This window comes from Nocardioides sp. Root190, from assembly GCF_001428565.1.
Taxonomy (GTDB): Bacteria; Actinomycetota; Actinomycetes; order Propionibacteriales; family Nocardioidaceae; genus Nocardioides.
This window is the reverse complement of sequence record NZ_LMIA01000014.1, coordinates 1-23,218: the sequence shown is the minus strand read 5'-3', so window position 1 is coordinate 23,218 and position 23,218 is coordinate 1. Positions and strand designations below refer to the sequence as shown.

The following is a 23,218-nucleotide window of genomic DNA, read 5'->3' as shown; positions in this document are numbered from 1 at the left end:
CCACGGGGTTCCCGGGGCTGGTACGACGCACGTCGCACCGGCCCCGGGGGCCTCACTCGTCCGTGGGTGGTGTCCGCAGCCGGTCCGCGATGAGGGCGACGGCGCGGTCGGCGAGCTCGGCGCCGGCGCCGTCGTACATCTGGAAACCGGTGTCGGCTCCCTGCTCGGTCGCCTGCTCGAGGTCCTCGTCGAACTGCGCGACGACGGCGACGGTGCCGGTGTAGCCGCTGTCGCGGAGCCGGCCGAGGACGGCGATGTTGCTGCCGTGGAAGGGCATCGCGAGCAGCACCAGCGAGGTGTGCTGGAAGGACTCCGCCGACCACAGCTCCGGGTCGGTGGCATCACCCTCGACCACGTTGTAGCCCGCGGCGCACAGGCGCTCGCAGCGGTCCCGTGCGGCCTCGATCCCGAGCACGCGGAGGTCGTAGGTGTCGCGGAGGCGTTCGTAGGCGGCCCGGCCCACGCGTCCCATCCCGAGCACCACGGCCTGGCAGTCGCCTGCGTCCAGCGGCCGGTCCTCCTCATGGCTCTCCTCGAGCGGACGGTCCGGGAGCATCCGCCGCAGGAGCAGGACGAGTCGCTCGCCGCGGTCGATCGGGAGGGAGGAGACGACGAAGCTCGCGGCCACGGCCGTGCCGAGGATCGCGGTCCACTCCTCGCCGAGCACGCCGGCGGGCGCGGCCACGACGACGATCAGTCCGAACTCCGAGAAGTTCGTCAGCACGGTCGAGGTGAGCACCGAGGTGCGTCGCCGGAACCGGCACAGCCAGAAGAGCAGGGAGAAACCGAGTGCCTGGACGGGCAGCAGCAGGAGCAGCAGCGCCGAGATCAGCAGCTCGTCCGGGCTCGGCACTCCTGCCAGCCCGATCGAGACGAAGAACCCGACCAGCAACAGGTCCTTGATGGTGAACAGGCTCTTGGCGAGCTCGCCGGCGCGCGGCGCCGAGGCGAGCAACATGCCGAGCACCAGAGCGCCCAGGTCGCCCTTGACGTCGAGGCTGTCGAAGAGCCAGTAGCCGGGCACCAGCGCCAGCACGACGCCGAACAGCGGCAACAGCTCGTCGTGGCCGAGCCGGGCCAGCAGGTGGCGCAGCACGGGCGCCGCCGGGATCAGCAGGAACAGCAGGACTGCCCAGCGGCTCGGCGCATGTCCTTCGGCGACGGCGAGGAAGGTGACCGCGGCGAGGTCCTGGATCACCAGGACGCCGATGGCGGTGCGGCCGCTGAGCGACCGGGTGGCGTTGCGCTCCTCGAGGAGCTTGACCACGAGGACCGTGCTCGAGAAGGACAGCGCGAAGCCGATCAGTGCCCACCCTGCGGGGTCCAGGCCTGCGGCAGCCCCGAGGCCGATCGTCGCCAGGAACCCGATCAGCGCCGCACCGATCAGAGCACTGCCGACGGTGTGGACCGTCGTCGTCAGCCACACCTCCCGTCGGGCGAGCGAGCGCAGGTCGACCTTGAGCCCGACGCCGAACAGCAGGATCGTGACGCCCAGGTCGGCGACGGTGTCGAGGGTCGGGGTCGCCTCGACTCCGAGCGGGACCAGGAAGAAGCCCGCCGCCAGGAACCCGACGAGGGGCGGGAGTCGCAGCAGCGTCGCGCCTGCTCCGGCGATCAGTGCGGCGAGAAGGATCGCCTCGGTGTTGCCCATACCTGCCTCGGGGTTGTCGTGCGGCCAGCCGGCAGCATTCTGCCGGGATCGTGCCTAGTGGGAGGGCAATTCGCCGCTCAGGCGCCCGTGCCGTTCGGCACTGGACGGGTTGAGACCGGTGATCTCGACGGCCTTGCCCTTGCGCTCGTACTTCGTGGTGATCGCATCCAGCGAAGCGACCGTCGACGCGTCCCAGATGTGGGAGTCGGAGAGGTCGATGACGACCCGGTCCGGGTCGTCGGCGTACTCGAACTGGGTGTAGAGATCGTTGCTGGAGGCGAAGAAGAGCTCGCCGGTCACGCGGTAGACCGCAACCGTGCCGTGCTCGTCCTCGACCAGTTCGCGGTTCGTCTCGGTGAGGTGGGCGACCCGGCGCGCGAAGAGCGTCATCGCGACCAGCACGCCGACCCCGACGCCGGCGGCGAGGTTGTGGGTGAACACGGTGACGAGCACGGTCGCGACCATGACGGCCGTCTCCGAGCGCGGCATCCGGCGCAGGGTCCGCGGCCGGATGGAGTGCCAGTCGAAGGTCCCGACCGAGACCATCACCATGACGGCGACCAGGGCGGCCATCGGGATCAGCGCGACCACGTCACCGAACCCGACGACCAGGATCAGCAGGAACAGGCCGGCGAGGAACGTGGAGATGCGGGTCCGCGCGCCCGACACCTTCACGTTGATCATCGTCTGGCCGATCATGGCGCAGCCGCCCATCCCGCCGAAGAAGCCGGTGATGACGTTGGCGGCACCCTGACCGAGCGCCTCGCGGGTCTTGTCGGAACCCGTGTCGGTGATGTCGTCGACGAGCTTGGCGGTGAGCAGGGACTCCAGGAGCCCGACCAGCGCCATCGCCAGTGCGTACGGCGCGATCACCTCGAGGGTGTCGAGGTCGAAGGGGACGTCGGGGATGAACCAGCTCGGCAGGCTGTCGGGCAGCTCCCCCTCGTCACCCACGTCGGGGACGTTGATCGCTGCGAGGAGGGTGAAGGCGGTGAGCGCCACGATCGCCACCAGCGGCGCCGGGATCACCGTGGTGACGCGCGGGAGGCCGACGATGACGGCGATGCCGACGGCGAGCATCGGATACACCGCCCACGGTACGTCGATCAGGTGGTCGAGCTGCGCCTCGAAGATGAGGATCGCGAGCGCATTGACGAACCCGACCATCACCGACCGCGGGATGAACCTCATCAGCCGCGCGATGCCGACCGCCGCGAGCGCGACCTGGATCAGGCCACCGAGCAGCACGGTGGCGATGAGGTGGTCGTAGCCGTGGTCGCGCATCACCGGTGCGATCACCAGCGCCACCGCCCCCGTCGCGGCCGAGATCATCGCCGGCCGGCCACCGAGGAACGCGATCGACACGGCCATGGTGAACGACGCGAACAGCCCGATCCGCGGGTCGACCCCGGCGATGATCGAGAACGAGATCGCCTCCGGGATCAGCGCGAGCGCGACGACGAGACCCGCGAGGACCTCGGTCCGCAACAGCTTCGGCGATCGCAGGGCGGCACGCACCGATGCTTCGGGCGCGTGGGTCAGCGTGGTGCACACGATGAGCTCCGTTCGTGGCAGCCGGCGACCGGCGTGGATCCGGGGTGATGGTGTGCGCACGATCGAGCACGCGTGCCGGCGCCATCGCCGGCGGAAGTCTGCAGAGCAGACTACCCTCACGTAACGTGAGGGTTGAAATCCGGCGATCCGAAGGAGCTCACCCGTGATGCAGATCGGCGAGGTCGCCGCCCGCACCGAGCTGTCGCTGCGCAGCCTGCGCCACTGGGAGGACGTGGGCCTGCTGCGGCCGTCAGGCCGCACGGAGGGCGGCTTTCGCCTCTACACGGAGTCCGACGTCGAGCGGATCCTGGTGATCCGGCGGATGAAGCCCCTCGGTTTCACCCTGGAACAGATGAGTGCCGCCATGCGCGACATCGAGACCCTGCGCGATCCGGCCGCTCACGGTCTGCACGCGGGGGCTCGCGAGCGACTCGCGGTGATCCTGGACGACGGCGCCGACCGCCGTGCCCAGCTCGCCACCCAGCTGGCCATGGCCGATGAGTTCATCAGTCAGCTGGGGCAGGAGCTCGCCTGAGACCGGTGCTCGAACCGACCGCCGGATCCGCGAGTCCTGGTGCGGTTCCAGGATCAACTGGTGGTCCGGATCGCGACGCGCTCGCTCTTCGAGCGACTACCGGTACCAGAGGGCACTCAACCAGATGATCGTCGTCTTCTTCATGGTCGGCCGAATGACGGGGGCAACTACGGCTCGATGGCCGAACCGTCACCGGTCGATCGCGGCGGGAGGGCCGAGTCGAGCAGTTCAGCCGCCAGCGGGTTCGCGTGCTCGTTGCCGCTCATGTAGCGCTCGATCGTCACTTTCCGATCCGCGTGACCCAGCAGCTCCACAGCGAGGCTCACCGACGCCTGCTCGTTGAGGACCGTCGCGACAGTACGGAAGACAGAGGCGTGAAGAATGAGCAGGTGACCTCGCTGGCCGACGCTGTCCTCCCGCTGATCCGCACCCGATCGGACCTCTCCCGCTACAGCGTCGCCAACGCGCACGGCCGGGACATGCACGAGGCCGTCGACATCCTCGAGGCCGCTATCCCGACGGCCGACCCGGCCGAGATCTACTCCGTCACACACAAGGCGCTCGCCTCGTCGTTGAAGGTGATCGCCCGAGCCGACGACTCCAGCGGCATCATCGGCGACGCCTGCCGACGGCTGTTGGAGCTCCACCCTCAGACGGCCGCCGCGGCCAGGACGCCGGTCGGGAAGCTGATCGACTGGATGATGAAGTTCCAGTTCGATGACGACGAGGTCGACTACTTCGAACTCGACCCAGTGGCGTACGCGCCGGCCCTCGGCGACGTCGGCATGACGACATACCGGAAGCGGTTGGCCGAGGCCGAGGCGAATCTCGGCCCGCGCTCATCGAACGACGAGCGATGGTCTTCGGCCCACTCGCATGAATGGTTCACGCTCGATTGGAACGCGCGGCGGCTCGCGATCCTCGACCACGACATCGACGCCATCATCCGCACCCATGCCAAGGACCGGAAGGTCGCCGCTTGGCTGGAGGACACCGCCGAGGCGTTCGAGGAGATCGGCGAGATCGACCTCGCCATCGACTGGGCGAAGCAGGCCACCGATTTCGATCGCGGTCACCAGTCACTCAAGGCCGCGGACTACTGGTGCCGACTACTGGAAGAGCATCGGCCGAACGAGGCACTGGAAGCCCGGCTCTCGGTGTTCCGCAAGTGGCCCTCGTCGACCTCTGCGGCCGGGCTGCACAAGGCCGCCGGCAAGGCCTGGCCCGACTTCCGCGACGAGGTGGTCACGACGCTGGCCGCGAGTCCGAGCGACGCGGTGCTCCTCGCATTGCTGACACTGAAGGAGCCGGAGTTCGCGTGGAACCTCGCGCACTCGCTCGCCCTCGACAGCGACCACACGTGGAGTGAGTTGGTGAAGGCGTACGAGAAGGTCGACCCGATCGTCGTGCTGCCTGTCCACCAGCGTCTCGTTGAGAACGAGCTGGTCGAGGCAGGCGCACAGCACTACCGGCTCGCAGCGCGGCGGCTGGCGAAGATGCGGAGACTCGCTGCAGGATCCGCGCACGAGGCCGAGGTTGATGGGTTGATCGCCGAGCTGCGCGAGATCCATCGCCGCCGGCCACGGCTGCAGCAGGAGTTCGACCGCGCCGGGCTGCCATGACAGGCGGGACCTGGGGAGGCGGCGCTACTGGTGACCACGACGTGGCTTGATGCCCCGCGTGACCCTCACAGGCGGCGGAAGCGGCTCCTCGAGGTCGAAGAGTGCCTGCTCCTCGTGCCGGAGGTAGTAGCCCAGCAGGATGTGGATGTCAGCGAGCTCAAGCGATGGGTAGCTCTCGTGGATCGCCTCGGCCGAGCGGCCGCGCCGATACGCGTGAACGTGATCTCGAGGGCGACCCGATGCCCGACGATCTTCAGTCGCCCATGCTCGTCCCGCCGGAGCGGCACCGGTTCGGGCTCGATCGTCATGTCACGCATGCGACCACCTTGTGCTCCTCCACCCGTCTCGCCAAGTGACTTTGCCGGACAGACAATCGGCGATGCCGGTCAGAACATACCGATCTGATCGAGAAGGCCTTGGGCCGCGGCAATGATCGCCTGCGCGTTGTCGACAGCTTCAGCAGCCTCGTCCTGCGTGGCGTCGTCGCCGGGGCGCTCGGGATACTCGAGCTCATTGCGCCGACGACGGAGCGCGCCGAACTGGCGGAAGCCAGGACTGAACTGCGCCCGGACGGCCTGTTCGACGGCGTAGTGGCCGCCCTTCGTCGTAGGTCGAAGGCCCTGATGGGCCAGCAACGACGTCAAAGCCTGCCGTGACGCGTCGTAGGCCAGCACGAACGCCGAATCGGGGTCGGTCTCGACCGCTGATCGAGCCGTCGTCAACGTGACAGTCGCCTTCTCGAGCAGACGCTCGCCGTTGGCGGCGGCTCCGACCAGCTTCTGGAGTTCGCCAGCCGCCAGCAGCGCCTCGACGTCGGACTCGCCGCGCTTCCAGCGGGCCATCAGGAGTTCACCGGCTCACGCGAGTCGAGCACCGTCACATGTGCGGTCTCCTTGATCTGGGCGACAAGCGAATCGTCCGGATCAGCCCACTGCTCCACCGTTCGCAGGACCGGGTTGACCTCGATCCCCAGACGCGCGTTCGCTCGGTCGGCAGCGTCGTAGAGGTCGGCGCGATCGACCTTGCCCACGACGAGCACGTCGATGTCGTTGGGCGGCGGGCCCGCCTGGCCCTGATAGCGAGCAGCCCACGATCCGAAGATCACGACCTGCTCGGCTCCGTCGATCGCGAACTCCTCGGCGATGACGGCCCGCGGCCCGAAGGTGATCTCCAACAGTTGCGTCAGCGCCTTCGCGGCCGGGTGGTTGATGTTGGCCCGGATCAGGCGGTTGCGCCCTTGAGTGCGGCTGACGATCAGCCCGGCTTCGTCGAGGCGGATCACCTCGCGGTGCAGCGTCGTCAGCGGCACGGCCAGTCGCGTGGCCATCTCGGTCACGCCGTACTCCTGCTCGGGGTGCAGCAGGAGCCACATCAGCAGCTCTGCCTGATGCTGCGACCGGAACAACGGCATCAGAGCCGGCCCATCACTACGCATAACTGGAAGATATCTCCCGATTATAGGTAGAGTCAAGGATGGCGGCACTTCGCGGACTCGCCGGTCAGTCTCGATCACTCACCACCGACCGGCTCGAAGCCCAGATTCTCGGAGCACGACAGGCAGAGCGCCTTGTACCAGCGGGCGAGCCGGGCGACGCGGGCAGGGAGGTCTCCATGACCCGTAGGTGAGCCATCGGTTCCGCGGCGCTCGGTTGCTACCGGGCCGGGACCGCAACGCCCTCCCCCGACGAAGTCGCCCGGGGTTTCTGGACGGGGTTTGTGGACAGTTTGTGGACACCCGATCAAGTCTCTAAATGCTTTCAGGCTCGGAATCCGTGGATTCCGAGCCTGAATTCAGTAGCGGGGGCAGGATTTGAACCTGCGACCTCTGGACAACTTCGAGGTCTTGCCGATCGCTACCGAACGTTGCGGGAAACAGCCGAATCGCTTGTATTCATGCGGTGTGCGGCGTCTCGAACACCTCCGACTGTAACCGATCGTTACTCGTCGACGCCGTGTGAATCCGGAGGGTAAGCGGAGGACGGTCAAGTCTGCAGGAGCAAGTCTCCGGAGAACCTTCGGGCGACTCTTCGGTGGATGATCCAGACAGCGAGGAGGAGCAGGCCCTCCACGACGTGGACCCAGCTCCCGAACACGTCCACGCCCAAGTGGTGCCTGAGGTGCTCGCCGCCGTAGAGACCGGCCATGCCCCACGCCAGATAGAAGACTGAACCGAGAAGGGCGTAGTCCACCGCCCAACTGGGGCGGAGAACCGCAACGAGGCCGATGAGCCCGGTGGCGAGGTGACAGATCGTGTGGCACAGGTTGACGGTGACAGGGATGAACCCGGCAATCTCAGTGGTGCAGGCGTTCATCGGGTCGAACACCATCGAGGTGCACGTCAAGTACGCCGCTGGGCCGTTGCTGGTGAACCAGAGCGCGAGGACGAAGACTCCGAACTGGATCGGGGAGTCCGTCAGTGCCCAGACGTAGCTGGTCGTTCGGGTGCGGATGCGTGCGAGCACGGGCTCGTCCTTCGTGGTCGTAGCGGTTGCCGAAGCGCGGGATGGGTGGAGTCCGCTCATGCGAGCGGAAAGGTCGGTGCGCCGGGTTCAGCGGGGATCTGGAGGACCTGGCATAGGGCGGCGATGCCGAGGTACGCCGACGAGAGTGCGAGGAACTCGATTCGTTCGGCGTCAGACAGGGAGGAGCCGACCAGCTTGCCTTCGTCATCGTGGAGTGGGCGTCGGTCAACAATCGCGTCGGTGAGGGCGATGATCGCGCGCTGCCGATCGGTCCAGGCAGGTGACGGCTCAGCGTCGGTGACGGTCGCGTCGACCTGGCTGTCGGTGAGTCCGGAGGTCTTGCCGAAGTAGGCCACATGGACGCCCCACTCGTGCTCGGCTCGACAGCGGCCGGTGACCCGCAGGATGGCGAGCTCGCGATCCATGGGGTCCAGTTGGCCGGTGTGCATCAGGCCGTGCAGGCTGAGGAGAGGTCCTTCGGCGTAGGAGCGGAGCACTGCTGGGTTGGCGCCCATGGCGAGGTAGAGCAGCGGCGGGCGGTACGGCGGCGGCACGACCTTCTCCAGAATCGCGCGCGATTCTGTCGGCAGCTCCGGCAACGTGAAGTCACTCATGGCGATCTCCCCCGGGAGAAGCGGCGAGGGCGACGAGGTCGGCATAGCGGAAGATCTGTCCGCCCGCGCCCCAGGTGCCGTCGGCCTGTTCGTGGATCAGCACCCAGACCCGCAGGGCCTGGTCGGCGGCCAGTCCTGCGGCGGCCAGGACCTGGGCGGTCACCTCGCGAACGAGGCCGGCGCGGCGTTCGTCGTTCAGGGCACCGGCGGGGACGGTCACGTCGACACGGAAGCGCGGCTCGTCATCCTCCGCAGTGATCTGGGCGCCGGCGGGGAGCTCGTGGAGAAAGGCCCAGGCTTGCGCGCGGAAGAAGGCCGTGTCCGGGGCGCCCTCCCACTTCAGCAAGGTTGCGGCCAACTGCGCCTGGATCGTGGATGCGCCCTCCTCGGTGAGGGTGCCGGTGGAGACGGTGAGCTGGATCTGAGGCATGACGGTGTTCCTTTCGTGGGGTTCGGGTAGCCGGGTCAGCGGATGGCGAGGGCTTGTCGGATGGCGTCGGCACGTTCGGGGGTGAACACGCCGCTGTCGAGGAGGTTGAGGACCGACAGGACGCCGCCACTGGCACCCCAGCTGCCCTCGTCGATGACTCGGAAGGTGACCCACCAGGCCGGCTGCGGGTCGGGCAGGTCGCACGCGTCGGCCATGGCGCGCAGGAGGCGGGTGATCACGACCTCGCGGACCGCTTGGCTCCAGTCGGCGTCCATCACGGCCAGGTCGATCACCATCACGTCCGGCGCCTCGGGGAAGTCAGAGACGAGCAGGCCACTGACGGCGATCTGGTCGGGCTGGTAGTCGCGGAAGTGGACCTGGAAACCGACCCGCGCTGCCGGCTCGAACTGGCCGACTTCCGGCACGAGGACGGCGTCGGTGAGGGTCTGCGCGAGCGTACGACGCTGATCGGTGGTGAACCGGCCTACGGGGGCGTTCACGGTGATGACGGTCATGAATGGCTTTCTGGTTGCGAGATGGTGCCGAGTGGCGGGCGATGGAGGACGAGCTTGGTGGTGTGGGCTTGGTAGGCCTCGGGAGCGTCGTCCCAGTCCGCGACCAGGCTGGTGACCCGTTCGGCCTCGAACCCAGTGGTGGCGATGAAGTCGAGCAGGTCCGGGAGCACCGGGCGCACGTGCGAGACACCGACGTGCAGCGTTGCGCTGGTGGCATACATGTCCATCACCGGCAGCTTGGTGCCTGGGCGCAGGTAGTAGCCGGTGCCGGTGCAGGTCCCTCCGGGCCGCAGGGCCCGCAGTGCGTCGCGCAGACCTTGAGGATGTGAGGAGGCCTCGACGGCGACGTCATACCGACCAGGCAGTGCGGGAAGCACGGATCGACGTCGCGCCTTGTCGACGCGATGCACGCGCGCCCCGAAGGACTCCGCGACCTCGAGCCTGCCGTCCCTGTCGTCGAGGTAGTCGACGACAGACGCGCCATGCGCGACCGCGAGGCCGGCGGCGTACAGGCCGATGCTCTGCCCTCCCCCACCGATCACCAGGACCCGGCCGCCGGGACGCTGGCGCAGCGGCGGCACGACGGAGCGCCAGGCGTCGGCGAGGTTGTCACTGGCCGCCGCAACCCGCAGCGGGTCGACCCCCTCGGGGACCTTGACGAGCATGTGGTCGGCGAACGGGATGCGCAACGCATCGGCGACCATGCCGCCCCAAGCACCCGACGCCGGGCCGAACCCGAAGGCGGCCAACTCCCATCCGGGACTGCCCGCGCTCATCGTGGAGCACTTGGCGGTCAAGCCAAGCCGGCATTCCTCGCAGGTGCCGCACGAGATCGCCCACGGAACGACGACGACATCGCCGACGGCGAGCCCCGTGACTCCGGAGCCGACCGCGGTCACCTGTGCCACGCATTCGTGGCCGATCGCGAACGGCCCCTGGAAGGGCACATGACCGACGATCGAGGCGACCACGGGATCGATGAGACCCAGTTTCAGCCCCGCTTGCATCGGGCGCGACACCGACCGATGCAGCGGGAGGCAGTCACCGTCGCAGCGGCTGGCGACGAACGGCCGGACCAACGCGTCGGTCGGTTCGCTGATCGCGGGGTCGGGCCGGTCGCGCCACTCCAGATGGCCCGTCCGAACGAAGGTCAGTTCACGCATTTCACATGCTCCTTTGCTATGCTATGTCGCAGAGCATATGTCGAGATCGAGGAGTCTGGCCAAGTGGGTGTGAAGACCGACACAAGACAGCGCATGATCACCAGCGCCGCACTGCTGCTGCGGGAGAAGGGCGTCGCTGGCACCTCGATCGCCGAGGTCCTGCGCCACAGTCGAGGCCCGCGCGGCTCCGTCGGCTTCCACTTCCCCGGCGGACGGGCCGAGCTGCTCACCGACGCGCTGGGGTGGGCGGGCGGCCTGGTCACCACGATCCTGCGCGAAGCGGCGAGCCAGGGCACCCGTCCTGATGAGGTGTTCGCGGGCATCTGCGACCACTACGAGCACCAGCTCGCCACGTCGGAGTTCGCGGCCGGTTGCCCCGTCGGTGCGGCGGCCCAGGAGGCCTACGGCGACGCCGCGCTCGGTCCGGTGATCAGCTCGATCATCGACGACTGGCACACCGGCCTGACCGCAGTCCTGACGCGGTCGGGACACGATCCCGACGCAGCCACCGACCTCGCGATGGTCTGCATCAGCGCCCTGGAGGGAGCGATCAGCATGTCCCGGGTCAAGCGCTCGACCGCACCGATCCGCACTGTGCGCGACAGGATCGTCCCGATGCTGGCGGCTCCCACATGAGCGCCTCGCCGCGCTCGCGCCTGGCCGCCCTCCGCGGGCAGGACCTGCGTGCCCTGCACGCCACGGGCTCGGTGCCAGACCTGTCGCAACTGGACACCCGGATGGACGGCGTGGTGCTGAACGGCCACCTGGGGCGACCCCTTGTCAGGAACCTGCGACTCTGGCGCGGCAAGGTCTTCGAGCGCGACCAGGACGGCGCCGTGACCGGCCTCAACAGGTTGGGGCTCGGGCCGGTGGAGCTGAGGCACTACCGGTTCACCGCCCGCACCACTCCCTCCCTCTTCGGCGACCGGTCCGTCGTCCTCCTCGATCACGACAACGACAGCAATCCCGCGTCCGTACGCCGCTTCCACGACGAGCTCGTCGCCATCGACGACGGCCTCTGGCTCGCCACGTCCCACTACCGCGACGGCGACCGGTTGCGCTACCTGTGCCACTTCGCGCTGGCGCGACCTGCTGCCACGTAGGGCACTCACCGACTCAGGTGCGTGGGCGCCATCGACAGATCGAGAGCGCCAACTGCAGGCTCAACGTGTCGGTGCCGAGATCGTGGCCCACCTGCTCCATGGCCTGTTGCACCCGGTAGTGGACGGTGTTGCGATGGACGTGGAGCTTGCTAGCAGTGAGCTGGTGGTTCCGGTTGGACTCGAGGTAGACCAACAGCGTCTCGCGCAGCCCCGCACTGCGCGCATCGGCGGCAGCAAGGTCACCGAGGGTGCTCTCGACGAACTGGTCGACGGCATCCTCGTCGTCACAGACCAGCGCGACGGGAGCCACGTCGGCGTGGGTGAGGACGACGGGAGCCCGCGGTCCCCTCGCGACCGCCAGCGCCTTGACCCGGCTCGCCGAGCGGGCAGTCGAGCGGAACCCGGAGAGACCACGACACACGTCACCGACGGCCAGGCGCAGCGGCGCCCTCGTCTTCGCGAGCTCCTCCCCCAGCACCTCGGCGTCGAGCGGCGTGGGGCCGACGAGCGGCAGCCACACCCTCATTTGTGAGCTGTCGAAGGGCACGCTGAGGGGGTCGCCCGACACGCGCACCGAGCGCCGCAGCAGGGCGACGACCCGATCGAACGCGCCGACCGCCGCCTCGTCGTCCTCACCCGGGTCGAGCCAGACCTCGACAGCCACATGCCAGCCGTCGAGGCGGTACCTGAGCGCAGACTCCGCCTGCGCGATGTCGACCCGGTCCGAGGCCAGCAGCTCGCTGACCCAGTGCTGGCGCAGCGCGACCTTGCTGCCCACCCGGAGCTCGCGCTCCTCGTCGTACGCCCTCGCCACCTGGTCCGAGATCCGGTCGACGTACGTCGAGACCGCACGCACCAGTGGAGGGGCGACCTCCCCCGGGTCGATCCCGAGCCTGCTCACCTGCTCGAGGGCGACCTCGACGAGGCGTGTCTGCCCGATCCGGTACGCGCGCAGGAGCACGGTCATCGGCACTTCGCGCTGGGCGAGGATGCGTGCCTGCTCGAGACCGGCGGCGGGCACCGCGATCACGTCCAGGCGCGAGCCGAGAGCCAGTGCGTGCAGGACCGCAGCGATGTTGTCGGTGGCAGATGCCTCGGTGAGGGACTCCAGTCGCGCATCGCCGGAGAACTCCGGGATCTCCCGGACCAGCTCGTCCAGCACCTCGGCAGTGAGGGCGCCCCGGTAGGGCATCAGTTGCCGGGCGATCTCGGAGATGCCGGAAGAATCGATCACCTCAGCACACCCCCCGACGCCCGTGCCGGCCGACGAGCCAGCACACAAACCATGGCACAGCCCACGGCGGTTGGGACAGGCGAACCGTCGTCCACCCCGTCCGACCGACGTGGCTGCCGACCTCCTGCTGAGGTCCACGGTGCTCAGGTGGTCTCGGTGCCGTCGACCACCTTCGCCCGTCCCGGCTCCGGCTCGACGGTGGGGATCTGGGTCATGACCAGCCGGGTGATCGCCCGGTCCACCCTGCCCTTGTTCGCTCGCAGGGCTCGATTGAGCAGTGCCTGTTCGAGGGCGGCGCGGCGCTCGCGGAGGTTCATGGGGAGCCTGGCGTCACTCACTGGGCCGTGACCTCCTCCGAGGATCGGAGGCCGGTTCGGGCGATGTGGGCCGGCGGTCGCTCCAGGCGTCGCACCGCGCCGGGGAAGCCCTTGAGCTGCGGCGTCCCCTGCTCGTAGTCCAGTGACTCCCGGTCGTCCGGGACCAGGATGCCGTCGTTGTGCCGATCGGCTGCACCGTCGGTGTCGCTGTCGATCAGCTCGGGAAACCACCATCCGTGCGGGACCCGGACGTGCCGGCGAGACATGTCGCCGCGCCTCTCGATGACGCCCTGGATGCAGCCGTGCCGTGTGCTGACCTCCGCCCAGTCGCCCTGGGCGAGACCGAGCTCGTCGGCGTCCTCCGGGTGCAGGAAGAATGCCGGCAGCGGAGACAGTCGGCGTGCCGACGGCAGCTGACGTTGCCCGGTCTGGAAGTACGGATCCTCGCGCACCCCCACGAAAACGCGGAAAGGGTGGTCCGGGTCCTCCGGGAGCTCGCGGTGATAGGGCAGCGGGTCGAAGCCCAGGTCCTCCAGGATCGACGACCGGAGCTCGACCTTGCCGCTGGGGGTGCCGAAGCCGGTGCGGCGGTAGGACCGGTACTCCTTGGCCGCGATCTTCATGTCGTGGGTCGCGCAGAACTCCCGGTACGAGATGCCCAACGGCTGCAGCCGGAAGTCGAGCATCTCCTCCACCGACGCCCACGGCAGGTGGTCGCCCAGGCCCATGCGGTGACCGAGGTCGCGCCAGAAGTCGAAGACACCCCTGCACCCCGCGGGCGGGTCCACGGCCTTCTCCGAGGCGATCAGCCACGATCGCCAGCCGAAGGAGTCGTGCACGTGAGGACGCTCGAGCCAGGTGTCTCCCGGCAGGATGAAGTCGGCGAGCCGGGCGGTGGGGGTCATGAAGAGCTCGTGCACGACCAGGAGCTCCTGCCGCAGCAGGGCCGCCTTGACCTGCTGCTGGTTCGGGTAGCTCATGAGCGTGTTGTTGCCGAGGGAGAAGAACGCACGGACCGGGTACGGCTCGTCGGTGGCCATGGCCCGGAACAGCGACGTGGGGTTGGCCATGTAGGACCCCATGACGATGTTGGCGTACTCGTGACCGAAGACCCGCTTCGTGTGCGGGGCGAGCAGCTCACCGGCGCGGTGCGTGTACGCGGGGTACTCGTCGTACCCGAGCTGCTTGGCCCGTTGCTGGGGAGACAACGCCTCGTGGAGCTCGATGAAGGTCTCGGAGAGCATCTCCTCGTTGAACCCGTAGATCAGCTCACCGCCCGGCACGTCCAGGTGCCCGCAGATCGCGCGGAGGATCGATTGCAGCCGGATGATCGAGGTCGACGACACCTGCTGGTCCACGGTGGGCGACCAGGGAATCGTCGCGGACCGCGCCGTCGCATACATGCGGGCGGCGAGCCTGATTTCCTCCTCGGCGACTCCGGTCAGCTCGCGCACCCTGCTGAGCGGATACTCCGCGGCCCTCTCCTTGAGGTCGTCGAAGCCGACGCACCAGTCGCGGACGAACTGCTTGTCGTACAGCTCCTCCTCGATGATGACGTTGAGCCAGCCGAGGCACATGGCCGCATCCGTGCCGGAGCGCAACTGGAGGTGGACGTCGGCCCGCGCCGCCTGACCGCTGACGCGCGGGTCGAGGACGATGAGCTTGGCGCCCTTGGCCTGCGCCTGGCGCACGAGGTTGTAGATCGGGGTCCACGAGTGCTTGCGCGGGTTGTGCCCGAACAGCACGACGAGGTCGGTGTTGATCAGGTCGGGCCAGGGGAACCAGCCGTAGGTCAGCTTGTTGACGGCAGCGGTGTTGCCCATGCACATGGCGACGCCACTGGTCCAGTTCGGGGAGCCGAGGAGGTTCATCACGCGGCGACCCAGGCCGTTCTCCACGCTGGTGTTCCAGTTCGAGGTGGACACGGCGAAGGTCTCCGGTCCGTACTTCTCGATCAGGACCTCCAGGCGCTCGGCGATCTCGCCCATCGCCTCGTCCCAGCTCACCGGCTCGAAGCGCCCCTCCCCGCGTTCACCGACCCGCCGAAGCGGTTGACGCAGACGCTCCTCCAGGGCGTACAGCCGATGGGCGGAGAGGCCCTTGAGGCAGTAGTTGCCGGCGGTCACCGGGTTCTCGGGCGGGAGGACCCGCAGGACCTTGTCGTCCTCGACCTCGACCTGCAGTTGGCAGGCGATGTCGCAGACCGTGCACACTGCGCGCTTGCGCTCCACGTGACCCCCTCGGACGGATGTGTCGAGTCAACCGCGCCAAGCGCTGCAGATCTCCGGGTCGCCGCACACCATCGGGGCCACGAGTTGTGCACCCAGCCCAATCGCCGAGGAAGGACGACACCGGACGTCGTGGAGCCCGACCCACCTCCTGATGGGGCGCGGACCTCGAAATGCCTTCAGGCCCGGAATCCATGGATTCCGGGCCTGAAGATCTTTGTAGCGGGGGCAGGATTTGAACCTGCGACCTCTGGGTTATGAGAGACCCTCGGACGCCGAATCGACAGGTGCACCGAGCGGTAGTTTAGAGTAAACTCCCAGGTCAGACGCCAGTTTCTCCTCCGTGGACGTCCATCAGTGTCTAGGACCATCCATGCCGGCTTTGCGTACAACTGGCAAACGAGCTCGATCTCGGGAGACCAGAAGATGGCATGGATACATGAACGAAAAGGGGCCCGCGGCACCCGCTATCTCGGCGCCTACCGCGACCCTGAGGGCCGCACCCGCTCAGCCGGGACCTTCAACACCCGCCGCGAAGCCCAACGCGCCGCACAGCGCGAGGAACAGAAGGTCCTGGCCGGCGCCTGGCACGACACCGCTCTTGGCGAGGTCACCTTCACCGACTACGTCCGAGGCGAGTGGCTGCCCAACAAGCATGTCGAAGCCTCCACTCGCGCTGCCTACATCTCCTACCTGAACAAGCACTTCTACCCGTACTTCGGCCACCGCCGGCTCAACCGCATCTCCCCATCCCTGGTCCAGGACTGGGTCACCCAAGCCAACGCCGATGGGCTCTCACCGCGCTCGATCCGTAAGTACCACGTGATGCTGTCTTCGATCTTCGCCCGCGCCGTCAAAGATCGGGTCCTGGTCCACAACCCCTGTGACCACACGGAGCTCCCCAAGGTGATCACCCGCCGAGCACGCACCCTGGCCCCCGACGAATACACCCGCCTCCTCGCAGCCATACCCGCCCGACACCGACTCATGGTCGAAACCATGATCGAGGCCGGACTGCGATGGGGCGAACTGGTGGCATTGAAGCCCCGGCACATCGACTTCCTCCGCCGCAGCCTCACGGTCGAGGAGACCATCGTCGAGGTCTCCAAAACCCACTCCCCCACCGGCCAGCGCTACCTGAACAAGCCCTACCCCAAAGACAACGAACCCCGCACCTTCGGCGTGCGCCAAACCTGGCTCAATGCCATCGCAGAACACATCCGGGTCAACGGCATCGGACACGACGAGCTGCTGTTCCCCACCAAGGCCGGCACCCCGATCTCCCGCAACACCTTCCGCACCCGCATCTGGCTCCCCGCAGTCAAAGCCTCCGGAATCGACTTCCCCGTCCGAGTCCACGACCTACGCCACGCCCACGCCTCCTGGCTCCTCGCCGGCGGCGCCGACCTCGCCTCCGTCATGGAACGCATGGGCCACTCCCAAATCCAGACCACCCAGAAGTACCTCCACACCCTCCCCGACACCGACCAACGCAACCTCGACGCACTCACACGAATCCAAAACCGCCAGTAGTACCCAACACCGGCCGCGCGAGCGACCAGACCAACACACTGCCGCGTCGGAATCAGGTCGGAACCGCACGCACATGCCGATGAGCGGTCGAGCGCACAAGGCATTCGCGCCGAAGTTCCCAGCCAGAGGGGCGGCGCGGGTGGGAGACTGGCTGTGTGACCGACGAGTGGTACCGGCTTCCAAATTGGGACGACGAAGCTCGCGCCGAGTTTGAACGGCGCTTGAGAAGAGCGCGTTCTTTCAGCCGGGCGCAGTACCTGCGAATCAAGGGCTTGGCCCTCAAAGAGGAAGGTGAGATGGCGGGAGCGCGAGAGCTATGGCGTCGCGTACTCGACGATGATGGCGAGTTCGCAGAGATGCACGCATGGGCAGCAGCCGAGCACCTGGGCGACTCATATGCGGATGACGATCCTGGCCTCGCGATCACGTTCTACCGACGTTCGATGAAGCGCAACAAATCGCTGAACATGACCTCGGCAACGCAACCGATCAAACTTGCTGAACTGCTTCACCAGCGCGGTCGTCCGAAGGACCTGGCCGAAGCAAAGAGTCTGCTCATGGACTGGCCGAAAATGGCGGACATGCCCATGCCCAGCGCGCATTTCCGGTGCAACGCTGCACTGGCGGAGGTCCTTGACGCCACCGGCGATCGAGAGGAAGCCCGCCAAGCCGCGAACCGTGCCTTGGCATTGGTCGACTCCCCTGCTCCGTTCCCGCGTCACAAGGAGCTTGGCGTCGTAAGAGCCGACCGGCGAACACTCAAACGATTGAACCAGTTGGCGAGTCGCGAATAGCCCTTTCGTCTGGTGCGCCAAACCGCCCTCTCATGCCGCTGATTGACCGTTCGCAGAAGTAGCAGTTACTCGCCGATGAACGAGCCGTCAGGAGCGATGATGAAGCTCTCCGTTGGCGGCATCAGCCAGCTTCCCGCCGACACCCAGACGCGGAGATTCCCGTTCAGCGCCTTGGGGCCATCCCAGAACGCCTCGATCTCGACTTGGTACACCGTGCCGCTCGCAGCCGCGATCTCCTCGCAATCTGGCTTGTCCAGCCAGCGGTCTCTCAAGGATTCGTACGGTTCCATTCGCAGCTCAGCCAGCCGCCGAACCGCGACCCCTCGTGCCTCCGACTTGCTCATACCTGATCTTGTCATCGCTTCGCAGACGGATCAGCAGCGATGTTTGCGATGATCTGTCCGTGCCATCAACCCCTGCGCGCCTCTTGTGGCTCGTGAATGCGCTGGTCGCTGCCATCTGGGCCGGTATCGCTGTGAGCCTCGCATTCTCCGTGGCGGACAGCGAGACAGCGCTGGGCAGGACGGTTGCGATTCTTCTGAGCATTGGGGCCGCGGTGGTGTCCCTGCGTTGCGTGGTCCCAACCCGCCGTAGGTAACAGCGCCGACACGTCGCCTGACGTCGGGCCGCCCGACCATGCCGCGACCCGCTCGGTTCTGCCGAGAGTCGGGCGCTGGGACCGTGACTCAGTCGATCACCTCCGGACCGTGCCGCGACCCGCGCGGTCGTGCCAATGAGCGCGTTACCAGAAGGCAGTACGAAGTTTGTCCAGGGCTCGGCTCAGGCGTCGCGCAGAGCGGCAGGCTCTCCCAACAAGTAGACGACGCGACGAACGTCCTCGAGCTCGTCCGCGTCCACCCACACGTCAACGGGATAGACGCCAAACGGCACCTCGAATCGCACCAGGGTTCTGAACTCTTCCCCGCCTCGGTCTAGGTCACCAACCTCGTGGCGACCACCAGCCCAGGCGAAGCATCCGGGCTTGTCACCGATCCGGAGGGCGCTGGACGAGACACAGTTTACGAGTCCGGCTGGTAGGTAATCCCTGGTCACTAGCAGCTCAAAGGACGCGCCCTCGGGCACCTCAAGCCGAGTGGCAAGGCCCCAATGTGGCGCTTCCGGCTCGTCCGCGCCGTCATGCTCGCACCACGAAGTAGTCCAGCGGTCGCCAGGACGGAACTCTAAAGCCGTCTGAGCTGACTCGTCCTCCACCGCGCAGGCCCGCACCGGTCCGCGAGCGCGGATAATCGTCAAAACCGTGGCCATACCGTTCACGCTACCGATCAGCAGGCGGGGCCGAGAGCATTCTCCCCATGGCCTCAGCCGAGTTGCCGGGCGGAGCGCCCCGACCATGCCGCTGTTAGGGCGGCTACGCTCGCCCGGCGCCGCATAAGGCGCACACTGCTGTTAGTCACGTTGCGCAGGTCAAGCCGCCGCGCACCTCTGTCCAGACGCCCCTGCGACGGCCATTCCTACCCAAGGCCGGTAAAGCCGAAGTCTTGATCACGCCCGCCGCCGCTCCTGGGAAGGCAATATGTGTGACATGGGTGCATGGGGAGCCGCGATTTTTTCCGACGACACCGCCGCTGACATTCGTTCCGAGTACCGGGAGCTCTTGGAAGATCAGGTCCCAGACGCAGAGGCAACAGCTCGAGTAATCGACGGCTACCGCCACCTGAGTCCTGATCAGGAGCATGTCCTGTGGCTGGCACTCGCAGCTGCCCAGCACCGGTTAGGTCGTCTTGAGGATGAGGTCCGGGACCGCGCACTGCGCATCATCGATCAGGGCGTCGGTTTGCAGCTTTGGGAAGAGGCCGGCGAGCGAGAGCTGGCCAAGCGTAAGGCAGCTTTGAGCAAGCTGCGAGACCAACTGGTTGGTCCGCAACCGGCCCGCAAAACCGTCCGGCGACCTTGGCGCCACGTGACCGACTTGACGCCTGGTGCGGTACTGGCTTGGACAGCTCCCTCCCGCGGGGTTGCCTTGTTTCGAGTCCTGCGAATCGACGACACGCGTGTTGGCGCGGCACCTATCCTGGAGCGCCTTCAGTGGAACGGTGTAGCCCTTCCATCGCGCCGGCGGCTGGAGGGGCTGCAGGCAAGAACTCGGACGCGTCACTACGGCCCGGACACGCCGGATATTCAAGTCGTCTCGCGATTCCGAAAGAAAGACCCCGATTGGTCCGACACCGGGTTCGAGGTCATCGACACTTTGCATCCGCGCGCGGGGGATGCCGCATCAGCGGCGCTATTTCACACGCAGTGGCGTGGACTCGAGTCGACGTTGGGCCGTGAACTTTCTGAGCCCGACTAGCGAGAGGGTGGGGCGGTCCAAACGCCCGGATCTGCCGCTGGCGGAGCCCAAGCGCCCGACCCTGCCGCGACGAGAGCGGTAGCGCCGGTGCCGTCGTTCGGACGAACGTGTGGCTACCCCGATCCGGAGTACGTTTCCGCCATGCTGTCTTGGATCATCGTCGTCGGGCTGGGTGTCTTCTGGGCCGTTGTAGTCGGTATCGGTCACTACCGAAGCCGCTGACCCGACGCCCTTGGCGCCACGTGACAGACGGAGGCGGGCGCTTCCCTGAAGCGTCGCCAGGGTCGGACGGACGCCCCGGCTTTTTAAGATGCCGGCTCGTGCCGCGTCAGGCTGGAGCGACTGATGAGCCTGCGGACCTCATCCGGTCCTGTCATGATTCCGGTCGTGGGCACCGCTATCGCCGTCGCGGCACCGACTGTCGGTTCCGTCCTGTGCCTGACTTGCCCAACAGAAAGGACTGACGAACATGGCGTCTGATTCAGTCCAACAGCACCCGCTCAACTGGGCGCGCGGTTGCTGGATTCTCTGGCTGCTTGTCGCCGCCTTCCTCTGGATTCTTATCACTGGCAGAGAAGCGTTGTGGCTGGATTTTCCTCGCGGCCCCGCAGCGTTGATGCTCGTCGTCATCGGAGGAATCGCTTTCAACTCGTGGCGGCAAGACGTGCTCGGCAAGAGGCCCTTGCTGGCGATTACCGTGACGTCGGTCGTCGCTTTCGTTGCGGCTCTCGTTGTTGGTGTAGCGGTCGTGTGACACGAGAAGTGATGCAGCGAGTGGACGGGACAAGGCCTCGAACCCGCCCGACCATGCCGCGGATGGTGTGTCTCGACGACTGGTTCAGCCTGTTTCCCGGCCTGGCAGTGGTGCGCCGGCGAGGAACTCCTCGTAGGCCTCACGAGCGTCGTCGTCGACCGAGGTCGTGCTTGGGCCGTAGCGGGTGTCTGATCGATCGCGCTTCGGACCAGAGAGCCAGAAGTCCTCGCGCGTGTCGACGTCGTAGAAGTTGGAATCTCCTCCGCCACCGGACTTGCGGAGCTCGCGGCCTCGGTATCGCGCGGTGTTCCAGGAGCGGTTGAACTCGACCCAGCCGATCCATGAGGGGCCTCGATCGATGTCGAAGCCGGTCTTCAGTTGAACGAACATGAGTCGGCGTGCCATGGATCAATCTTCTCTCCTCAACCGGACGCGAACCGCTGGTCGCTGTCAGCAGGCGCTGGAGGTCCACCGGGGGATACTTGTAGTCATGACCGAGGGATCGCATCGAGATGTCTGCGACGCAGCGATGCCTCAGCTTGCCGAGGGGGCGAGTTTCAACGTTCCGCAGAGCGCTGTTGATCGAGAGCGCGAACTGGCCTGTACCTCCACACGCCTACCGATGATCACGCGGTTCGACATCTACGGGTCGACGGTCTTGCGTTCCGCGGACATGGAGCAGTTGGCTGTCGAAGTAAAGGACCTAGCTGGCGATGCCCATCCGACGTACCTAGAGCCGATCCTCGCCCTGGCGGCGCTGTGTGCGCGTACGCCCTCGTCGGAACTACACCTCGACGGCGATTGACCGCACTCTCCTTGGGGCTACCTCGATGTTCGGTGACCTTATGGCGCTGTCGGGACGGGAGCGCCCGACGATGCCGCTGGTCGGGCATGGCGTCGGAGCTCGCTCATGCCGCTGTCTGGGCGGAGCGCCCGACCATGCCGCACTGCGTGTGTTCGGAGGCGTGGATCTCGGTCCAGTCGCGTCCGCAGATCCTGCTCACCAGAACAGGTAGACGCGCATATCGAGGTCGCACCACTTGGTTTGGCCTTCAGGGCGCACTTCGACCGTGCGACGGGTCCCGCCGTCGGTGTCGCCGAGCGCCTGCGCGGCGCCCACGTAGCTGCCCGTGTAGTCCGCCAAGATGGGTTTCATCGGACCACCCGCGATCTCCTCGGCGTAGCGGCCCCACTGGACCTCCCAGTCCCGACCGTCTGGGTCGACGACGGATACAGATGTGAAGACGATGGAGTTGTCGACCCAAATGGTCCCGGTCGCCTTCGCGCCGCTGCACGACGAAGTGAACGTTCTAGGCCCCGGAGCGAACACGTTCTTGACGCCCCATGCGACCGACGCCAGAACGAGGGTTGCCAAGACGCCGACGCTGATTCCGATCAGCATGACTCTGCGCGACCGCTGCCTCGAAACGCTTTGATTAGCAACACCCTGAATCATCAGGCCAGTGAAGCAGAGCGAGCAGCCAGAAACGTGGCTTCGGCCTAGTGCCCTGAGTGCGTGTAATGCGAAGCGCTGAGTTCACGCTACCCGCTCTGACATGCCGCATCGAGTGCGAAGCGCGGCGGATGAGGGAAGAATGCCGGGCATGCGCACGCAGGAGGAGCGGGATGAGCAAACCATCACCATCGCGACCGTTCTGGCCATCTTCGGCGGCATTGCGTTCGCGGTCTTCCTCGTCGCCGTGGTGGTGAATGCGAGCAGCGACCTGGAGTTGCCGGGCGCTGTGGCTTCTGCGTTCGGCATCGGGACGCTCCTGCTGGCCACGGTCGCGGGGATGGCCTACCTCGTGCGTCATCGGAGTCCGTAACCGCCGACTCTGCCGCCGTTAGGGCAAACGCCCCGAGCGGCGGCTTGCTGCGTCGGTCATCATGGCTTCATGGCGGAGATTCTGATGTGGGTGGGGGTGACACTGCTCGCGGGAGGCTTATTCGGAGCCGCATTTGACGGTCTGATTGTCGGAGTGCTGACCCCGACACAGAAGAGCCCAGATCGACCGGGCGACCAAGAGGCACGTCGGTTCACGAAGCAGTCGATGAAGATTGAGCTAGTACTTGCCGGGCTGGGTGCGGCGTTCCTGAGCGCGGGAATCGCTATCTTCGTGACCGTCTGATCACCTGTCGCGCGTTCGAAGCGCCGGACCTCCGGGCGCTCGATGTGGCGAGCCTCAGGAACTCGTCGTTTCTAAATCATCAGACGCCCGACCATGCCGCTGTCGGAGCGGAACGCCCGACCATGCCGCTGTCGGTGCGGGACGCCCGACCATGCCGCTGTCGGTGCGGGACGCCCGACCATGGCGCCCCTCTGTGTCAAGAAGCAGCCGGAAGATTTGTTCTAGGCTGTGTGGTGGCGGGTCCGGGAAGTGACTTGTCCGAAGAGCCG

The 23,218-nt window shown here is 66.9% G+C and carries 27 protein-coding genes; 11 read left to right on the top strand and 16 right to left on the bottom strand.

The genetic code is table 11. The features are described 5' to 3' along the window. Positions 1 to 52: 52 nt before the first annotated feature. Together ASE01_RS22860 and ASE01_RS22855 are read right to left on the bottom strand one after the other, a co-directional pair. Positions 53 to 1,651, bottom strand: a complete 1,599-nt coding sequence (locus ASE01_RS22860) for a cation:proton antiporter family protein (protein ID WP_056758371.1) — start codon at positions 1,649 to 1,651, stop codon at positions 53 to 55. Between the two features lie 54 nt (positions 1,652 to 1,705). Further along, positions 1,706 to 3,205, bottom strand: a complete 1,500-nt coding sequence (locus ASE01_RS22855; RefSeq protein ID WP_082606338.1) for a SulP family inorganic anion transporter — start codon at positions 3,203 to 3,205, stop codon at positions 1,706 to 1,708. 166 nt (positions 3,206 to 3,371) lie between these two features. Here ASE01_RS22855 and ASE01_RS22850 point away from each other — a divergent pair, with 166 nt between their 5' ends. Together ASE01_RS22850 and ASE01_RS22845 are read left to right on the top strand one after the other, a co-directional pair. Beyond that, positions 3,372 to 3,740 (top strand): MerR family transcriptional regulator, encoded by a 369-nt coding sequence (locus ASE01_RS22850; RefSeq protein WP_056758828.1) that lies wholly within the window; start codon positions 3,372 to 3,374, stop codon positions 3,738 to 3,740. A 296-nt stretch (positions 3,741 to 4,036) separates the two neighbouring features. Then, positions 4,037 to 5,362: a DUF6880 family protein gene (locus ASE01_RS22845; RefSeq protein ID WP_235536178.1), complete on the top strand. Its 1,326-nt coding sequence runs from the start codon at positions 4,037 to 4,039 to the stop codon at positions 5,360 to 5,362. Between the two features lie 386 nt (positions 5,363 to 5,748). Here ASE01_RS22845 and ASE01_RS22840 read toward each other — a convergent pair whose 3' ends face one another. The 7 genes from ASE01_RS22840 to ASE01_RS22810 all read right to left on the bottom strand — a co-directional run bounded on the left by ASE01_RS22840 (position 5,749) and on the right by ASE01_RS22810 (position 10,546). Then, the gene (locus ASE01_RS22840) at positions 5,749 to 6,204 is read right to left on the bottom strand and encodes a HEPN domain-containing protein (protein ID WP_056758367.1); all 456 of its coding nucleotides are present in this window, start codon (positions 6,202 to 6,204) and stop codon (positions 5,749 to 5,751) included. Further along, a complete protein-coding gene (locus tag ASE01_RS22835) occupies positions 6,204 to 6,875 on the bottom strand; it encodes a winged helix-turn-helix domain-containing protein (RefSeq protein WP_200958983.1) in 672 nt (223 codons plus the stop codon). The genes ASE01_RS22840 and ASE01_RS22835 overlap by 1 nt, the downstream gene beginning before the upstream one ends. 469 nt (positions 6,876 to 7,344) lie before the next feature. Further along, positions 7,345 to 7,824 (bottom strand): DUF4383 domain-containing protein, encoded by a 480-nt coding sequence (locus ASE01_RS22830; protein WP_056758360.1) that lies wholly within the window; start codon positions 7,822 to 7,824, stop codon positions 7,345 to 7,347. A gap of 56 nt (positions 7,825 to 7,880) precedes the next feature. Then, positions 7,881 to 8,438 (bottom strand): carboxymuconolactone decarboxylase family protein, encoded by a 558-nt coding sequence (locus ASE01_RS22825; RefSeq protein WP_056758357.1) that lies wholly within the window; start codon positions 8,436 to 8,438, stop codon positions 7,881 to 7,883. Then, positions 8,431 to 8,868, bottom strand: a complete 438-nt coding sequence (locus tag ASE01_RS22820) for a tautomerase family protein (RefSeq protein ID WP_056758353.1) — start codon at positions 8,866 to 8,868, stop codon at positions 8,431 to 8,433. Before ASE01_RS22820 ends, ASE01_RS22825 begins: the two co-directional genes overlap by 8 nt. 35 nt (positions 8,869 to 8,903) lie before the next feature. Continuing rightward, complete coding sequence (locus tag ASE01_RS22815) at positions 8,904 to 9,368, bottom strand: hypothetical protein (RefSeq protein ID WP_200958981.1); 465 nt, start codon at positions 9,366 to 9,368, stop codon at positions 8,904 to 8,906. Positions 9,369 to 9,379: 11 nt separating this feature from the next. Continuing rightward, positions 9,380 to 10,546 (bottom strand): zinc-dependent alcohol dehydrogenase, encoded by a 1,167-nt coding sequence (locus ASE01_RS22810; RefSeq protein ID WP_056758346.1) that lies wholly within the window; start codon positions 10,544 to 10,546, stop codon positions 9,380 to 9,382. A 93-nt stretch (positions 10,547 to 10,639) separates the two neighbouring features. Between ASE01_RS22810 and ASE01_RS22805 the strand changes: the two genes are divergently transcribed. Together ASE01_RS22805 and ASE01_RS22800 are read left to right on the top strand one after the other, a co-directional pair. Beyond that, positions 10,640 to 11,182: a TetR/AcrR family transcriptional regulator gene (locus tag ASE01_RS22805; protein ID WP_056758342.1), complete on the top strand. Its 543-nt coding sequence runs from the start codon at positions 10,640 to 10,642 to the stop codon at positions 11,180 to 11,182. Next, entirely contained in the window at positions 11,179 to 11,649 is a 471-nt protein-coding gene (locus ASE01_RS22800; RefSeq protein WP_056758339.1) for a hypothetical protein, read from the top strand. Before ASE01_RS22805 ends, ASE01_RS22800 begins: the two co-directional genes overlap by 4 nt. Positions 11,650 to 11,662: 13 nt before the next feature. Here the strand turns inward: ASE01_RS22800 and ASE01_RS22795 are convergent, their stop codons facing one another. The 3 genes from ASE01_RS22795 to ASE01_RS22790 all read right to left on the bottom strand — a co-directional run bounded on the left by ASE01_RS22795 (position 11,663) and on the right by ASE01_RS22790 (position 15,431). Next, on the bottom strand, positions 11,663 to 12,883 hold the full coding sequence (locus ASE01_RS22795) for a PucR family transcriptional regulator (RefSeq protein ID WP_056758336.1): 1,221 nt from the start codon (positions 12,881 to 12,883) through the stop codon (positions 11,663 to 11,665). 143 nt (positions 12,884 to 13,026) lie between these two features. Then, the gene (locus ASE01_RS24695) at positions 13,027 to 13,200 is read right to left on the bottom strand and encodes a hypothetical protein (protein ID WP_157537770.1); all 174 of its coding nucleotides are present in this window, start codon (positions 13,198 to 13,200) and stop codon (positions 13,027 to 13,029) included. Between the two features lie 17 nt (positions 13,201 to 13,217). After that, positions 13,218 to 15,431, bottom strand: a complete 2,214-nt coding sequence (locus ASE01_RS22790) for a molybdopterin-dependent oxidoreductase (protein WP_056758333.1) — start codon at positions 15,429 to 15,431, stop codon at positions 13,218 to 13,220. Between the two features lie 354 nt (positions 15,432 to 15,785). Between ASE01_RS22790 and ASE01_RS22785 the strand changes: the two genes are divergently transcribed. Both ASE01_RS22785 and ASE01_RS24690 read left to right on the top strand, forming a co-directional pair. Then, positions 15,786 to 16,961, top strand: a complete 1,176-nt coding sequence (locus ASE01_RS22785) for a tyrosine-type recombinase/integrase (RefSeq protein WP_235536177.1) — start codon at positions 15,786 to 15,788, stop codon at positions 16,959 to 16,961. 155 nt (positions 16,962 to 17,116) lie between these two features. After that, entirely contained in the window at positions 17,117 to 17,755 is a 639-nt protein-coding gene (locus ASE01_RS24690; protein ID WP_157537768.1) for a tetratricopeptide repeat protein, read from the top strand. 65 nt (positions 17,756 to 17,820) lie between these two features. Here ASE01_RS24690 and ASE01_RS22780 read toward each other — a convergent pair whose 3' ends face one another. Both ASE01_RS22780 and ASE01_RS22770 read right to left on the bottom strand, forming a co-directional pair. Next, complete coding sequence (locus ASE01_RS22780) at positions 17,821 to 18,099, bottom strand: hypothetical protein (RefSeq protein WP_157537766.1); 279 nt, start codon at positions 18,097 to 18,099, stop codon at positions 17,821 to 17,823. A 436-nt stretch (positions 18,100 to 18,535) separates the two neighbouring features. Next, entirely contained in the window at positions 18,536 to 19,021 is a 486-nt protein-coding gene (locus ASE01_RS22770; RefSeq protein ID WP_157537764.1) for a hypothetical protein, read from the bottom strand. A 277-nt stretch (positions 19,022 to 19,298) separates the two neighbouring features. On the opposite strand from ASE01_RS22770, the gene ASE01_RS24685 reads away from it, so the two are divergent. Next, positions 19,299 to 20,066: a hypothetical protein gene (locus tag ASE01_RS24685; protein ID WP_157537762.1), complete on the top strand. Its 768-nt coding sequence runs from the start codon at positions 19,299 to 19,301 to the stop codon at positions 20,064 to 20,066. A gap of 469 nt (positions 20,067 to 20,535) precedes the next feature. After that, positions 20,536 to 20,820 (top strand): hypothetical protein, encoded by a 285-nt coding sequence (locus ASE01_RS22765; protein ID WP_056758318.1) that lies wholly within the window; start codon positions 20,536 to 20,538, stop codon positions 20,818 to 20,820. Positions 20,821 to 20,904: 84 nt separating this feature from the next. On the opposite strand, the gene ASE01_RS22760 is transcribed toward ASE01_RS22765, so the two are convergent. Further along, entirely contained in the window at positions 20,905 to 21,225 is a 321-nt protein-coding gene (locus ASE01_RS22760; RefSeq protein WP_056758317.1) for a hypothetical protein, read from the bottom strand. An 85-nt stretch (positions 21,226 to 21,310) separates the two neighbouring features. Here ASE01_RS22760 and ASE01_RS24680 point away from each other — a divergent pair, with 85 nt between their 5' ends. Continuing rightward, positions 21,311 to 21,625 carry a hypothetical protein gene (locus ASE01_RS24680; RefSeq protein WP_157537760.1) on the top strand — a complete coding sequence of 105 codons (315 nt, stop codon included), beginning with the start codon at positions 21,311 to 21,313 and terminating at the stop codon, positions 21,623 to 21,625. Positions 21,626 to 21,820: 195 nt separating this feature from the next. On the opposite strand, the gene ASE01_RS22750 is transcribed toward ASE01_RS24680, so the two are convergent. Further along, positions 21,821 to 22,222 carry a hypothetical protein gene (locus tag ASE01_RS22750; protein ID WP_056758311.1) on the bottom strand — a complete coding sequence of 134 codons (402 nt, stop codon included), beginning with the start codon at positions 22,220 to 22,222 and terminating at the stop codon, positions 21,821 to 21,823. A 202-nt stretch (positions 22,223 to 22,424) separates the two neighbouring features. On the opposite strand from ASE01_RS22750, the gene ASE01_RS22745 reads away from it, so the two are divergent. Both ASE01_RS22745 and ASE01_RS22740 read left to right on the top strand, forming a co-directional pair. Then, on the top strand, positions 22,425 to 22,646 hold the full coding sequence (locus ASE01_RS22745) for a hypothetical protein (RefSeq protein ID WP_157537758.1): 222 nt from the start codon (positions 22,425 to 22,427) through the stop codon (positions 22,644 to 22,646). 69 nt (positions 22,647 to 22,715) lie between these two features. Beyond that, complete coding sequence (locus ASE01_RS22740) at positions 22,716 to 22,949, top strand: hypothetical protein (protein WP_056758305.1); 234 nt, start codon at positions 22,716 to 22,718, stop codon at positions 22,947 to 22,949. Positions 22,950 to 23,218 lie beyond the last annotated feature (269 nt).